Origin of the sequence: Streptomyces incanus (genome assembly GCF_042656345.1) — a bacterium.
Lineage (GTDB): Bacteria > Actinomycetota > Actinomycetes > Streptomycetales > Streptomycetaceae > Streptomyces > Streptomyces incanus.
Window position 1 is genome coordinate 82,838 of record NZ_JBHSPC010000083.1, and the last position, 13,615, is coordinate 96,452.

Here is a 13,615-nt window from a genome sequence, read left to right on the forward strand (position 1 = left end):
GATGTCAGGCTCTTCACGCGACACGGCCGTGGGCGCCGGCTGGGGCGCCGGGCAACGGGGCGAGTAACGGCGGCTGTTGCCGCCCGAGGCCGAGAAGATCTCCTGGTTCGATCCGCGCATGCTGTGGACCGCCCGCAACGGGGTTCTGGCCTCCTGGCTCGGGGATCCGACGGGCCGGACCCGCAGCCGGTGGGTGGCCCAGTGTGCGGCGGGTCGCCGGGCTGCTCGGGACCGGCCGCCGGCCCGACCGGGGCAAGCGGTTCAGGCTGCCCGTGCGCAAGGTTTACACGCAGTTGTTCTCGCCCGGTTCGGCCACCTGCACGCCGCCGTTCTTCAAGTGCTTCCTGCGGCTGGACGTGGGCCCGGACGCGATCCGGCTGCGCTGCCACGCCGCCACCGGCAACCTCGCGCAGGAGGTCGCCCCGCCGGTCGAGGACGAGGTGGCCATCCCGCTGACCTGACCGGCCCCCCGGCGCGGGGTTGCCAAGCGGGGCCGGTCGGGCGGGCGGTCACCAGCGTCCGGGGGCGGTCCCGGTGATCGGCTCCGAGGGGCGGCCGTCGGTGCCGACCGGTACCTCACCGGCGAGCATCACCCGGTGCATGATCCGCGGGTGGTCGAGGTGGGCGGTGTCGCCCGGGGCGAGGTGGATGGTGGCGCGGTTGTCCCAGAACGCCACGCTCCCCGGCTCCCACCGGAAACGCACCGTGTACTCGGGCCGGGTCGCCTGCTCCAGCAGCATCTCCAGGATCGCCCGGCTCTCCGGCCGGGACAGCCCGGTGATCTGTTCGACGTAGTAGCCGTTGACGAACAGCACCCGCTCCCCCGTCTCCGGATGGACCCGCACCAGGGGGTGCTCGGAGGCGGTCTGGTGGTTCAGCAGATGCCGCACGTAGGCGTCGTCGCCGGACCGGGGCCGGTAGCCGACCCCCAGCCGGTGCTCGGCGCGCAGCCGGTCGGCGAACTCCTGTACCGGGGCGGACAGACCGGCGTAGGCGGCGGCCAGGTTCGACCAGGTGGTGTCGCCGCCGTAGGGCGGGACGGTCTGGGCGCGCAGGATCGTCGCGGCCGGCGGGTCGATCCGGGCACCGTGGTCGCAGTGCCAGCCGCGCAAGAGGGTGTGGCGGCGGCGCTCCAGCCATTCGTCGTGCTCCATGCCGAACCGTCCGCCGAGTTCCAGCCGGTCGGCGGTCGTCTCGATCTCCGGGAAGCCGGGCGGCGAGGCCTTTCCCCGCCGGGGCAGAACGACCGGCTCGCCGAACCGCCGGGCCAGTGCCACATGCCCGGCATGGTCCAGTCGCTGCCCGCGGAAGAACACCACCTTCCAGCGCAGCACCGCCGCCCGGATGGCGGCGATCACGGCGTCGCCGGGCCCGTCGGCGAGGTCGACACCGGTGATCTCGGCGCCGATGTGCCCGGCGACCGGACGCACCTCGACGCCCGTACCCGTGCCGGGACCCGTGCCCGCGCGCGGCTCCCCGCCCGTGTGCTGCCCGACGCTCCTCGTGTCGTCCATGTCGTTCCCGTCCGTCGTCATGTGTGTCCCCTCCATCGGTCCGTCCCCGGCCGGCGCCGGTCCGGATGCGCCCGTGTCGTCCGTCCGGCCCGCCCGTCAGGTTGATCATTGGCCGTCAGGTCGGTGAGGCTGGAGAGAGACGACACTGCCAACGGGAAGGTCCCCTCGTGATCAGCATCCCGAACCACACGCTCAATGACGGCACGACGATCCCCGCCCTCGGCCTCGGCACCTGGCCGATGGACGACGCGCAGGCCGAGCAGTCCGTGGCCGCGGCCCTGGAGACGGGGTACCGCCTCGTCGACACGGCGACGAACTACCGCAACGAGACCGGTGTGGGCCGTGCCGTGGCCCGTGCCGGCGTCCCCCGCGAGGAGGTCGTCGTGACGACGAAACTCCCCGGCCGCCACCACGGCTACGAGGAGACCCTCGTCTCCTTCGAGAAGTCCCGCGCGCGTCTCGGCCTGGAGTACGTCGACCTGTATCTGATCCACTGGCCGCTTCCCCGGGTCGACAGGTACGTCGACTCCTGGAAGGCCATGATCAAGCTGCGCGAGGACGGCCTCGTACGGTCGATCGGCGTTTCCAACTTCACGCCCGCCCACGTCGAGCGGCTGGAGGAGGAGACCGGGGTGCTGCCCTCGGTCAACCAGGTCGAGCTGCACCCGTTCTTCCCCCAGGAGGAGCTGCGCGCCCACCATGCGGGCAAGGGCGTGCTCGTCGAGAGCTGGAGCCCGCTGGGCCGGGGTTCGCAGCTCCTGGACGACCTTGCCGTGGCCGCCGTCGCCGAGGCCCACGGGGTCACCCCGGCCCAGGCGGTACTGCGCTGGCACATCCAGCTCGGGGTGCTGCCCGTGCCCAAGTCGGCCGACCCCGAGCGGCAGCGCGCCAACCTCGATGTCTTCGGCTTCACGCTGGACGACGCCCAGATGCACGCTCTCACGGATCGGGCCCACCGGCGGATCGGCGGGGACCCGGAGGTGCACGAGGAGTTCTGACCACCGCCCCCTGACGGGCCCATGGCCGCACACGTGGTCCGGCCGTGGGTCGTGCGCCCGTCAGGCGCGGGTCACGCCCGGTGGTCGCGGAGGGCGGCGAGCGCGCGGTCGGCGTGCACGTTCATCCGCAGTTCGCTGCGCACGACCTCGAGGACGGTGCGGTCCTGCCCGATGACGAAGGTGACGCGCTTGGTCGGCGCCAGGGAGAGGCCCCGTTTCACTCCGAACCGCTCGCGGACGGCGCCGTCGGCGTCGGAGAGCAGGGGCATGCCGAGCGAGTGCCGTCCGGCGAACTCCGCCTGCCGTTCGACGGCATCACCGCTGATGCCCACCGGCCGTGCGCCGGCCATGGCGTACTCGGCGGCCAGGTCCCGGAAGTGGCAGGCCTGCGCGGTGCAGCCGGCGGTCAGCGCGGCCGGATAGAAGAACAGCACCACGGGCCCCTCGGCGAGCAGCTCCGACAGCCTGCGGACGGTGCCCGTCTCGTCCGGCAGCGCGAAGTCCTCGACCGTGTCGCCCTTCTCCGGGCTGCCGCTCATGACGCGCTCTCCGCGCCCTTGGCGACTCCCCGCGCCCACAGCACCAGCGGCAGTTGCAGGGGCAGCCGTCCCCAGGCGGCTGCCTGTTGCGGCGCGGGGCGGCGGCGCCAGTCCACAGCCATCTTCACGTTGGCGGGGAAGACCCCGACGAAGAAGGCGGCCGCGGCCAGTGCGGCAACCCTGCGGGTCTGCGGCAGCGCCACCCCGGCGGCCAGTGCGAGCTCGGCGGCGCCACTGGCGTAGGTCCAGGCCCGGGGCGGGCCCGGCAGGGAGCGCGGCACGATGTGGTCGAACCGGCGCGGGGCGGTGAAGTGGGCGGTACTCGCGGCGGCCAGCAGGCCGGCGAGCAGCAGGGGTGAGCGATCGGACCGTGACACGGTTCCTCCTCCGGTGACCTGCCCCGCGACATTACCGGACGGTAAGTACGGGGGACCACCGGGCCGGGAGCGTGTCAGGCGGCTCCGGCCGGGGTGGCGCCGCGCGGTTCCGCTTCCTCTTCGGCGGCGTGGGCGAGGAAGTCGTCGACCATGCGGTGGAAGAGCGTGGCGAGCTGCCGCAGTTCCGCCGGGGGCCAGTCGGAGAGAGCCACCTGCATGGCCTGCGCCCCGACCTCCCGGATGCGGGTGATGGCCTCCCGGCCCGTCTCGGTGAGTTCGACGCGGTGGGCGCGGCGGTCGTCGGGGTCCGGGACCCGGGTGACGTGGCCGGACTTCTGCAGTTGCTGCACGGTGCGGGTGACGTGCGACGCCTCGACGCCCAGGCGGGCGGCCAGTTCGCCCGGCCGCAGCGGTTCGGTGTCGGCCGCCTGCCGCAGCAGCGCGACGGCCGCACGGTCCAGGGGGACGCCCGCCATGGCCATCAGCCGTTCGTGCTGGCGGGCGCGGGAGCCCAGATAGGTGATGCGCATGAGCGCACGCTCGATCTCGGTCACTTCCGGTGAGGCGGGGACGTCGGGAACCGAGGATGCGCGCATGCGCCCACTTTACCATCTCATTGCGTAACTCAATCAATCCGCGAGGGCGTGGAATGCGCCGCTCCGCCCGCCGGCGGGCGCCGTTCGGGTGAAACCGCGGGCCACGGCGCGCGACGGGAGGTGCGGGCCCCCCTCCCGCTCGCGCCCCTGCCGCTCGCGCCCCTGCCGCTGATTGCGCGAGCGCGCGCCGGGTGGTGCCGCTGCCGGTCGGCGAGGTGCGCCACAGCCCCCGCACCCGGCACGGCACGCCGCGCCGGCCGTCCCGACTGCGGCCCCGTCCGGACCTCTCCCACGAGGAGGCGGCCGCCGGCATTCCGGACAACGTGGAGTGATCCGGCAGCGGCCGCACGAGTGTTGGGCAGCGCTTCACCATCGGTACGCCCATGGCTCTTGGCATGGACGTGCCCAACAGCAATGCTGAACGCCCTTGCCCCCCACAGCCGTTGGGCTGCGCCCGCATCCCGAGGAGGACGCAGTGTCGTCGAGTACCTTCCGAACGCACCGCAGGAGATGGCTGACCGGTCTCGCCGGCGCCTTCGCCTTCGTCATCGCCTTCCCCGCCACCGCCTTCGCCGCACCGCCGCCGGCCCTGCCGGCCAACGCCGACGCTCTCGACCGGACGTTCCAGCCCGCCTACGACTACGACACCGACGGGTGCTACCCCACCCCCGCGATCGGCCCGGACGGCGCGATCAACCCCGGGCTCAACCCGACGGGCGCCCTCAACGGCAACTGCCGTGACGCCCCGGATCTGGACAGCACCAACGGCTACTCGCGTTCGAAGTGCAACAACGGCTGGTGCGCCGTCGTCTACGCCCTGTACTTCGAGAAGGACCAGGCGCTTCCGGGCGTCAGCCTCGGCGGCCACCGCCACGACTGGGAGCACGTCGTGGTGTGGGTGCAGAACGACACGGCCCAGTACGTCTCGACCTCCAACCACGGCTCCTTCTCGATCCACGCGAGGTCGGCGGTCCGCTTCGACGGGACGCACCCGAAGATCGTGTACCACAAGGACGGCATCAGCACGCACTGCTTCCGGCTCGCGAGCGCGGGCGACGAACCGCCGGAGAACCACAAGGGCACCTGGCAGTACCCGGCACTGGTCGGCTGGAACGGCTATCCGGCCGGGCTGCGCGACAAGCTCGTCCAGCACAACTTCGGCAGTGCGAACTTCGGCCTCAAGGACGGGAGTTTCGCCTCCCATCTCGCCGCGGCGAAGCCGTCGGGCATCCCGTTCGACCCGAACGCCTGACCTGGGAACCCTTCCGGGTCCGAACATCCGACGGCCCGTCACCGGGAGCCCGGACGAATCCACCGTCCGGGCTCCCGGACCGGGCCGCCCTGCTCGGGCGCTCGAGCCCAAGGGTCTATCGTGTCGCCATGCCCGTCCCCGAACTGATCCGTATCGTCTCCCGCGACTCACCCATGGCGCTCGCCCAAGTGCAGCGCGTCCGGGACGAGTTGGCCGACGCTCTGCCCGGTGTGCGCACCGGGGTCGTTCCCGTGCGGACCACCGGCGACAAGTGGCTGGGAGACCTGTCGCAGGTGGAGGGCAAGGGCGCGTTCACCAAGGAGGTGGACGCCGCGCTGCTGGCCGGCGAGGCGGATCTCGCGGTGCACTGCGTCAAGGACGTCCCCGCCGACCGACCGCTCCCCGCGGGCACCGTGTTTGCGGCGTTCCTGAAGCGGGACGACGTCCGTGACGCCCTCGTGCACCCGGACGGACTCACCCTGGACGAGCTGCCGGCCGGGACCCGGATCGGCACCTCCTCGGTACGTCGCGTCGCCCAGCTGGCCGCCTCCCATCCGCACCTCGAGTGCGTTCCCTTCCGCGGCAACGCCAACCGGCGGCTGGCGAAGCTCGCGGCCGGTGAGGCCGACGCGCTGCTGCTCGCGGTCTCCGGTCTGGAGCGCATCGGCCGCCGCGACGTGATCAGCGAGGTCCTCTCCCCCGAGACGATGACGCCGCCCATCGGCGCGGGCATCCTCGCGCTCCAGTGCCGTGAGGACGACACGGATCTCATCGACGCGGTCAGTCCTCTCGGCCATCCGGACACGCATCGGGAGGCCACCGCCGAGCGGATGTTCCTGCATGTGCTGCAGGGACATTGCAACAGCCCGATCGCCGGATACGCGCGGGTCGACCGGAGCGGCGAACTGTCACTGCGGGCCTGTGTCTTCACCCCGGACGGCAAGGTACGGCTGAACGCCCACGAGTGGGCCGGCCGGCTGGATCCGGCGACGCTCGGCACCTCGGTCGCGGTCGCCCTGCTGCGTCAGGGCGCCCGCGAGATCATCGACGGGATCCCGCACTGACGCCGGTTCAGGCGGTGCCCTCCTCGGCCTGCTTTTGGAGGAACACGCCGATCTGATGCGCGAGGCCTTCCCGGCCCCCGCCCGACGGGGTCACGACGGGCCCCTCGTGCGCGCCGATGCCACCCGACCACAGGCGGCGGCCGGTCCACTCCTCGTCGACCCGCAACTGCACCTGGACGTCGACATGGCTCAGGGACGTCTCGGGGCCGGCCGCGTAGAGCACGGCGGTGGCGCGGCGCAGCGGATAGACGTCGAATCCCTCGATGAACTGCGAGTTGCGCCAGTCGAGGAACGCACTCTCCCCGTCGGGGCCGATCCGTACGTCGACCTGACCGTCCTCGAGATGAATTCCGACGTTCCGCTCGCCGCGGTTCTCGACGGTCACGCGGACGCTGAAGTACGTCAGCCCTTGGGCTGCGTCGTCCCGTCCCCGGGGCGGTTCGCCCGCTTCCAGACGGTGGACGCGGACCCGCAAACCGGCATGTTCGTCGTACTCCTGCCAGTCCCCGACCACGTTCGGCTCGTACACGGTGCACCTCTCGACTTCTGTCGCTGCTTCCTATCTGTGGTCTCAGCGCACTGTCAAATGAGCGGAATGCGCCATGCTCAGGCGCTTCGTCCCCGACGGCCGCCGATCAAGCGCTGCGCTGGCACAATCCGCCGGACCCGCCGCCCGGCCCGCGCGGCGGCGTGCCGCACATCACGTCGTCCACGGTGATCGCCGTACCCCACCCGGCCCGGCGATCAGCGGGTCGGGCCGGGCGCGCCCCGCGCCGCCGGCCCTCGGGGCGTCGCCACCGGCACACCGGGCCCCGCCGGCCTCCGGGATTTCACGCACTGGATTCCCCCGATTTCACAGCGTGTGATTCCCGCAATTCCCGGCACGTTTTCCGCACCGAATTCGGGAAACCGTTTCACCACAACGGCGCAGGGAATGAGTGATTCAGTGCTTCGGACCGGAGGCACGACCGTGGGAACCGGCTCGCCGCCCCCGGGTCTCCTCCGTGTGGTCCGAGTCCGCGCTCCCACGGTGCCCGCCCACCCGGCACCTGCTCAGGGAGGTGCGCGTCATGCGTATCGCCGTCAGCACCACGAAGCCGCACCCTCACCACGACGCCCCGGACACCGCCCAGGCCTTCGTCCGTCTCGCCCGGCTTCCGGAAGGCCCCGAGCGCAAGGCGCTGCGGGACGACCTCGTCCGTTCCTGGCTGCCCATGGCCGAGCGGATCGCCGTGCGCTTCCGCGGGCGCGGCGAGGCGCTGGAGGACCTGTACCAGGTGGCGGCCCTGGGCCTGGTCAAGGCTGTCGACCACTACGACCCGTCGCGCGCCACCGCCTTCGAGGCGTACGCCGTGCCGACCGTCACCGGGGAGATCAAGCGCCACTTCCGTGACCACATGTGGACCCTGCACGTACCCCGCCGGGTCCAGGACCTGCGCAACCGGGTGCGGCACGCCGCCAAGGAGCTGGCGCAGACAACTCCCGGCCGGGCCCCGACGACCGCCGAGATCGCCGCGTACGCACAGCTGACCGAGGACGAGGTGCGCACCGGCGCGGAGGCCCTGGAGTGCTTCTCCGCGCTCTCGCTGGAGGCGGAGATGCCGGGCACCGACGGGTACGCGCTCGGGGACTCGCTCGGTGGCCCGGACCCCGCGTACGACACGGTCGTCGACCGGGTGGCGGTCCGGCCCTGCCTCGAGGCGCTTCCGGAACGCGAGCGGCTCATCCTCTATCTGCGGTTTTTCCGGGGCATGACGCAGAGCAGTATCGCCGAGCTGCTCGGCATCTCGCAGATGCATGTGTCCCGCCTGCTCAGCAATTGCTTCGCACAGGTACGCGAGGAGCTGCGGGCGGAGGCCGGCTGAACCGGTCCGCCCGGTGGCCCGTCACGGTCCGGCCACCGTGCCCCGGACGCAGGGCGGACCAGCGGGACGGGCTGTGACGGCCGGACCGGTGGCATCCGGACCGCCCGGGGCACCGAGCCGGTCCAGGGCCTTCCCCAGCTCCGCCCGGATCCCCGGCGGCAGCACACCGGTGCGTCCCGAGGCCACGATCGTCCCGGCGACGTCGCGGAGCTTGACGTTGGTGTGCTGGGAGACCTCCCTCAGCACCGTCCACCCCTGATCGGGCGACACCCGCCCGAGGACGACGACCACGCCGATCGCCTGGTCCACCACCGCGTGCGAGACGACCGCCTCCTTCAGCTGCTGCACCTCTTCCTCCAGCTGAAGGATCCGGTCCGCTTCCCCGTCCGTGGGCATGGTCACCTCCGGGTCCGGTGTGCCGCCCCGCACCTCCCGTACTCGTGTTCGGGCGCCTTCAGCGGGTGTCCGGCTCCTCCATCGTCGTCACTCGTCCCGTCCTGTGCCACCGGGCGTATCCATGGCCCCTGCCGCACCGGTCCGGTACCACCATCGGGGTACTCGACAGGCGCCCGGAGCCGTACAGGCCGGACACTGGAGTCCACGGGGCACTGCCCGGCCGACGAGATCAGCGATCAGGACGCGACTGTGATGAACCACGACATGCCCTCCCCCTCCGGTACGACGGACGTCTTCTCGACACGCTCTGTGTACGGGACGCCCTGCTGGGTGAGTCTGACCAGCCGCGACCTCGGCACGACCGAGGAGTTCTACGGGGCCGTGCTGGGCTGGCGGTGGCGCCCGGCCCGGCTGGGCGAGCGGTTCCGGGTGGCCCTGGCGGACGGCATGCCGGTGGCGGGCGTCGCCGCGGTCGCCGACATGTGGCGGATGGCCGTGGCCTGGACCCCGTACTTCGCCGCGCGCAGTGCGGACGAGGCGGTGTCGCGGGTGCAGGAACGCGGCGGCACGCTGGCGGTCGGCCCGATCTCACTGCCCCCGGGGCGCGCGGCCCTGCTGGCCGACCGGGACGGCGCGACCTTCGGGGTGTGGGAGGGCGAGCTGTCCACCGACTGGCTCAGCTGGCGGCGGTCCCAGCACTCCTTCGTCAGGCTGCACACCCGGGACGCCTTCGACGCCGCCATCTTCTACGGCGAGGTCTTCGACTGGGGTGCGACGGGGGCGGGCCGCACGGAGGTCGTCTACGAGGGCGACGAGGTGGTGCTGCGCGGGGACGGGCACGTACTCGCCTGCATCCAGTCGGGAGCACTGGGATCGGCGCCCGATCCGACGATCCGGCCGCACTGGCAGGTGCACTTCACCGTGCCGGACGTCGACGCCTGCGTCCGCGCGGCCGAGCGGCACGGCGGCAGTGTGGTGACCCTGCGCGACGACGAGGCCGTGCTGCGCGACACCGAGGGCGCCCTGTTCACAGTGACCTCGCGCCGGGGCCGCTGACCCCGCCCGGGCACCCGCGGTCCCTCACTCCGCGGTGTGCGACGGCCGGGACAGCAGCACCAGGCTGCGCGAGCCCACGGTCAGCCTCGTGTCCGCCTTGTACTCCGCCTCGTCGGGGGCGCCGGCCGGGTCGGCGGTGTCGATCAGCGCCGTCCATCGCTCGCCGTAGGCGGCGTCCGGAAGGCGGAAGTCCACCGGCTCCCAGTGACTGTTGAGCAGCAGCAGGAAGGAGTCGTCGACCAGGCGCCGGCCGCGCGGGTCCGGTTCGGCGATGGCGTCGCCGTTGAGGAAGACACCGACGCTGTGCGCGTCCGAGCGCCGCCAGTCGACGTCGGACATCTCCTCGGCGTTCGGCAGCAGCCACACCAGGTCGGGCAGGCTCCGGCCCTCGCGGGACGCCGGCCCGCCGTGGAAGAAGCGGCGGCGCCGCAGTACGGGATGGGCGATCCGCAGCGAGATGACACGCCGGGTGAAGTCCAGCAGGGCACGCTGCTCCTCGGTCAGCTTCCAGTCTATCCAGGAGATCTCGTTGTCCTGGCAGTAGGCGTTGTTGTTGCCGCGCTGGCTGCGGCCCACTTCGTCGCCGTGCGAGAGCATCGGGATGCCCTGCGAAAGAAGCAGCGTGGCAAGGAAGTTGCGCTGGCGACGGGCCCGCAGTTCGAGCACGGACGGGTCGTCGGTGTCACCCTCCGCGCCGCTGTTCCAGGACCGGTTGTGGCTCTCGCCGTCCCGGTTTCCCTCGCCGTTGGCGGTGTTGTGTTTGTCGTTGTGGGAGACGAGGTCGCGCAGGGTGAAGCCGTCGTGCGCGGTGACGAAGTTGACGCTGGCACGAGGCCGTCGCCTGCTGTGCGCGTACAGGTCGGAGGAGCCGGTGAGGCGGGAGGCGAACTCGCCGAGCGTGTGCGGCTCGGTGCGCCAGAAGTCCCGTACGGCGTCCCGGTACTTGCCGTTCCACTCCGACCACAGCTGGGGGAAGTTGCCCACCTGGTAACCGCCCTCGCCGACGTCCCACGGTTCGGCGATGAGCTTGACGCGGCTGATCACGGGGTCCTGCTGGATGAGGTCGAAGAACGCGGAGAGCCGGTCCACCTCGTGGAACTGCCGGGCCAGGGTGGCCGCGAGGTCGAAGCGGAAGCCGTCGACATGCATCTCGGTGACCCAGTACCGCAGCGAGTCCATGATCAGCTGGAGTACGTAGGGGTGGCGCATCAGGAGGCTGTTGCCGGTGCCGGTGGTGTCGTAGTAGTGCGACCAGTCGCCGTCCACCAGCCGGTAGTACGCGGAGTTGTCGATGCCGCGGAAGGAGAGGGTGGGGCCCTTCTCGTTGCCCTCGGCGGTGTGGTTGTAGACGACGTCCAGGATCACTTCGAGCCCCGCCGCGTGCAGGGTCCGGACCATCGTCTTGAACTCGGTGACCTGCTGTCCGCGGGTGCCGTGGGCGGCGTAGGCGTTGTGCGGGGCGAAGTAGCCGATGGTGTTGTAGCCCCAGTAGTTGGCCAGGCCGCGGCTCTGCAGTACGCCGTCCTGGACGAACTGGTGCACCGGCATCAGCTCCACCGCGGTGACGCCCAGTGAGGTCAGGTGGTCGACCACCGCCGGGTGCGCGAGTCCGGCGTAGGTACCGCGCAGTTCGGCGGGGACCTCGGGATGGGTGCGGGTCATGCCCTTGACGTGGGCCTCGTAGATCACCGTGTCGGCGTACGGCCGGCCGGGGCCTGCGTCGTCGCCCCAGTCGAACGCCGGGTCGGTCACCACGCCCAGCATGGTGTGTCCGGCGCTGTCGGCCGGATCGGGGCCGTCGGGCCGGCGCTCGTAGAGCGAGGGGTGGTTGTCGATCTGCCCGTCGACGGCCGTGGCGTACGGGTCGAGAAGCAGCTTGGCCTGGTTGCAGCGATGCCCGGCGGCCGGTGCCCACGGCCCGTGCACCCGGTAGCCGTAGCGCTGGCCGGGGCCGATGCCGGGCAGGTAGCCGTGCCACACGAAGCCGTCGGCCTCGGTCAGCGGGACGGTGGTGCGGCGGCCGGAGTCGTCCACCAGGACGAGTTCGACGCCGTCGGCGACCTCGCTGAACAGTGCGAAGTTGGTGCCCTCGCCGTCATGGACCGCACCCAGCGGATAGGGGCGCCCGCTCCACGCGGGCGCCCCTTGTCCGCTCTTCCCCCGGGTCACCGGGCTGCCTCCAGGAGGCCGTCGGGGGCACGTACCAGGCCGGCCAACTGAACGACGGTGACCACGCGGGGCAGGTCCAGGCCCTCGCTGACCCTCGGGTCCGGCGCGGTCGGCACGAGCGGGACGCGTTCGTCGGCGCGGGCTCGCTGCGAGAACCAGATGACCTTGCTGCCGGTCGCGGTGGCGCAGCAGCCCCAGCCGTCGCTGCTGGCGGCGATGTGTTCCAGGCAGCCGCGCAGTTCCTGGTCGGGGCGCAGAGCACGGTCGTGATCCCCGATGGCGGTGATGAGGTGCTGGCCGTTCCACCACATCTCGATCGACGTGTTCTTGTCGGTGGCGTGCTCGTCGATGGCGTGCAGCAGCATCTCGGTGCCGCGACAGACGGGCTCCACCAGGTTCTCCAGGTCCCAGTGCCGGAGGTGGGCGGCCAGAATGCGGCTGACCTGCTCCACGCGCTCCGGACTGACTTCCACGTCGAGGTGGTAGTAGCAGGGCACTGCGGTCTTCATCGTTGTTGGCTCCTCACCGCGAAGCTCCCGATTTCCCCTCGCCCCTGCGGGACGAGCCCCGAACACGAAACGTGAGTGGTTTGCGCTCCTGAGTCACCATCAGCGTGACCGGATTGACCCATTCGTGCAACACGAACGCACGGCCGGGGCGGCCGTTGCGCCGGATGGGCGCAGTTCGCACCGGCCTCGGACGCCACTCGGCCCGCCGCACCGAACCAAGGTCCAACAGGACGCACAGTTACCGATCGTGCACCATGTGTGAAGACCCCTCGATTGCCGTCACGGGACCGTGCCCTCCGCGCGCACGGCCGCCCGCCCGATCGCCGGAAGAAACGTCCCCCCACGAGCCACGGAAAGGCGAACGGCGCCATGCTGCTACCCGCCAGAGCCGAAGTCGCCCGCCAGTTGCGTCGCTACCGGGCCTGGGAACGCGTGATGCTCGCCGCCCCCACCGACCTCACGGTACGGACGACGTTCGAGGACTCGGGCTACACCCTCTGTGTGCTGATGGGCAAGCGCTGCGCGCGGGAGGCGGCCGACGCGGCCGAACGGTACCTGCGCACCAGTGTCGTCACTTACCTGCAGGAACAGGACAACCGGCCCCGTCCGGCCGCCGTGGTCAGGCGGGGCCCGCCGACGGTCGAGCGGCGGTCCCCGGCGGGAAGGTAAAGGACCTTCCCGCCTCAATTTCGTCCCACGACCGGGCGCGGCCCCGGCGTCGAGTACGGCGGAGGTACAGACCCATGAAGGCGACCCGGCCCATCGGACGCATCCCGGTACGGGATGTCCGGCCGACCGTCGAATGCGGCAGACGGCCGGCGAAGGCGGTCGTCGGGGAGACGTTCGAGGTGACGGCGACCGTGTTCCGTGAGGGACATGACGCGGTGGCCGCCCATGTCCTCCTGAAGGATCCGGAGGGCCGGCGGGGGCCGTTCACGCCGATGCGGGAGCTGGCGCCCGGCACCGACCGGTGGGGGGCGGAGATCACCCCGGACGCCGTGGGCCGGTGGACCTACCGCGTCGAGGCGTGGGGGGATCCGGTCGCCACGTGGCGGCACCACGCGCGGATCAAGGTGCCCGCGGGGATCGACACGGGTCTGGTGCTGGAGGAGGGCGGCGACCTGTTCAAGCGGGCCGCGGCCGGGGTGCCGAAGGGCGACGGCCGCTCCCTCGTGCTCGCCGCGGCGAAGACGCTCCGGGACGACTCGCTGCCCCCCGCCACCCGGCTGGCGGCGGGGTTGACGCCGGAGGTGGACGCGGTGCTGGCCCGGTATCCGCTG

General features: G+C 71.8%; 16 protein-coding genes and 1 pseudogene. 9 read left to right on the forward strand and 8 right to left on the reverse strand.

Annotated elements, in window-relative coordinates:
- Positions 1 to 206: 206 nt before the first annotated feature.
- Positions 207 to 461: pseudogene (locus ACFP2V_RS25325) on the forward strand (metallophosphoesterase); the annotation flags it as partial.
- Between the two features lie 48 nt (positions 462 to 509).
- Here ACFP2V_RS25325 and ACFP2V_RS25330 read toward each other — a convergent pair.
- A complete protein-coding gene (locus tag ACFP2V_RS25330) occupies positions 510 to 1,514 on the reverse strand; it encodes a TauD/TfdA dioxygenase family protein (RefSeq protein ID WP_381216963.1) in 1,005 nt (334 codons plus the stop codon).
- Between the two features lie 167 nt (positions 1,515 to 1,681).
- Here ACFP2V_RS25330 and ACFP2V_RS25335 point away from each other — a divergent pair, with 167 nt between their 5' ends.
- A complete protein-coding gene (locus tag ACFP2V_RS25335; protein ID WP_381216905.1) occupies positions 1,682 to 2,512 on the forward strand; it encodes an aldo/keto reductase in 831 nt (276 codons plus the stop codon).
- 71 nt (positions 2,513 to 2,583) lie between these two features.
- Here ACFP2V_RS25335 and ACFP2V_RS25340 read toward each other — a convergent pair whose 3' ends face one another.
- The 3 genes from ACFP2V_RS25340 to ACFP2V_RS25350 form a co-directional block, all read right to left on the reverse strand.
- Positions 2,584 to 3,051, reverse strand: coding sequence for a peroxiredoxin (locus ACFP2V_RS25340; protein WP_381216908.1), 468 nt, complete (start codon positions 3,049 to 3,051; stop codon positions 2,584 to 2,586).
- A complete protein-coding gene (locus tag ACFP2V_RS25345) occupies positions 3,048 to 3,428 on the reverse strand; it encodes a DoxX family protein (protein WP_381216911.1) in 381 nt (126 codons plus the stop codon). Before ACFP2V_RS25345 ends, ACFP2V_RS25340 begins: the two co-directional genes overlap by 4 nt.
- A 74-nt stretch (positions 3,429 to 3,502) precedes the next feature.
- Complete coding sequence (locus ACFP2V_RS25350) at positions 3,503 to 4,024, reverse strand: MarR family winged helix-turn-helix transcriptional regulator (protein WP_381216914.1); 522 nt, start codon at positions 4,022 to 4,024, stop codon at positions 3,503 to 3,505.
- Positions 4,025 to 4,215: 191 nt separating this feature from the next.
- Between ACFP2V_RS25350 and ACFP2V_RS25355 the strand changes: the two genes are divergently transcribed.
- From ACFP2V_RS25355 to hemC, 3 genes are all read left to right on the forward strand, one after another.
- Complete coding sequence (locus ACFP2V_RS25355) at positions 4,216 to 4,356, forward strand: hypothetical protein (RefSeq protein ID WP_381216917.1); 141 nt, start codon at positions 4,216 to 4,218, stop codon at positions 4,354 to 4,356.
- A 143-nt stretch (positions 4,357 to 4,499) separates the two neighbouring features.
- Positions 4,500 to 5,276, forward strand: coding sequence for an NPP1 family protein (locus ACFP2V_RS25360; protein WP_381216920.1), 777 nt, complete (start codon positions 4,500 to 4,502; stop codon positions 5,274 to 5,276).
- 128 nt (positions 5,277 to 5,404) lie between these two features.
- On the forward strand, positions 5,405 to 6,340 hold the full coding sequence (gene hemC, locus ACFP2V_RS25365) for a hydroxymethylbilane synthase (protein ID WP_381216923.1): 936 nt from the start codon (positions 5,405 to 5,407) through the stop codon (positions 6,338 to 6,340).
- 7 nt (positions 6,341 to 6,347) lie between these two features.
- Here the strand turns inward: hemC and ACFP2V_RS25370 are convergent, their stop codons facing one another.
- Positions 6,348 to 6,869, reverse strand: a complete 522-nt coding sequence (locus ACFP2V_RS25370) for a hypothetical protein (RefSeq protein WP_381216926.1) — start codon at positions 6,867 to 6,869, stop codon at positions 6,348 to 6,350.
- Between the two features lie 541 nt (positions 6,870 to 7,410).
- Between ACFP2V_RS25370 and ACFP2V_RS25375 the strand changes: the two genes are divergently transcribed.
- Entirely contained in the window at positions 7,411 to 8,205 is a 795-nt protein-coding gene (locus tag ACFP2V_RS25375; RefSeq protein ID WP_381216929.1) for a SigB/SigF/SigG family RNA polymerase sigma factor, read from the forward strand.
- A 21-nt stretch (positions 8,206 to 8,226) separates the two neighbouring features.
- Here ACFP2V_RS25375 and ACFP2V_RS25380 read toward each other — a convergent pair whose 3' ends face one another.
- A complete protein-coding gene (locus ACFP2V_RS25380) occupies positions 8,227 to 8,601 on the reverse strand; it encodes an ANTAR domain-containing protein (protein ID WP_461089785.1) in 375 nt (124 codons plus the stop codon).
- A gap of 252 nt (positions 8,602 to 8,853) precedes the next feature.
- Here ACFP2V_RS25380 and ACFP2V_RS25385 point away from each other — a divergent pair, with 252 nt between their 5' ends.
- On the forward strand, positions 8,854 to 9,657 hold the full coding sequence (locus ACFP2V_RS25385; RefSeq protein WP_381216935.1) for a VOC family protein: 804 nt from the start codon (positions 8,854 to 8,856) through the stop codon (positions 9,655 to 9,657).
- Positions 9,658 to 9,681: 24 nt separating this feature from the next.
- Here ACFP2V_RS25385 and glgX read toward each other — a convergent pair whose 3' ends face one another.
- Together glgX and ACFP2V_RS25395 are read right to left on the reverse strand one after the other, a co-directional pair.
- Entirely contained in the window at positions 9,682 to 11,826 is a 2,145-nt protein-coding gene (gene glgX / locus ACFP2V_RS25390; protein ID WP_381216938.1) for a glycogen debranching protein GlgX, read from the reverse strand.
- Positions 11,823 to 12,335: a pep a2 gene (locus tag ACFP2V_RS25395; protein ID WP_381216941.1), complete on the reverse strand. Its 513-nt coding sequence runs from the start codon at positions 12,333 to 12,335 to the stop codon at positions 11,823 to 11,825. Before ACFP2V_RS25395 ends, glgX begins: the two co-directional genes overlap by 4 nt.
- A 369-nt stretch (positions 12,336 to 12,704) precedes the next feature.
- On the opposite strand from ACFP2V_RS25395, the gene ACFP2V_RS25400 reads away from it, so the two are divergent.
- Both ACFP2V_RS25400 and ACFP2V_RS25405 read left to right on the forward strand, forming a co-directional pair.
- Complete coding sequence (locus tag ACFP2V_RS25400; protein WP_381216944.1) at positions 12,705 to 13,004, forward strand: DUF5133 domain-containing protein; 300 nt, start codon at positions 12,705 to 12,707, stop codon at positions 13,002 to 13,004.
- A gap of 74 nt (positions 13,005 to 13,078) precedes the next feature.
- On the forward strand, positions 13,079 to 13,615 hold a 537-nt coding region (locus ACFP2V_RS25405), incomplete at its 3' end, for a maltotransferase domain-containing protein (RefSeq protein WP_381216947.1).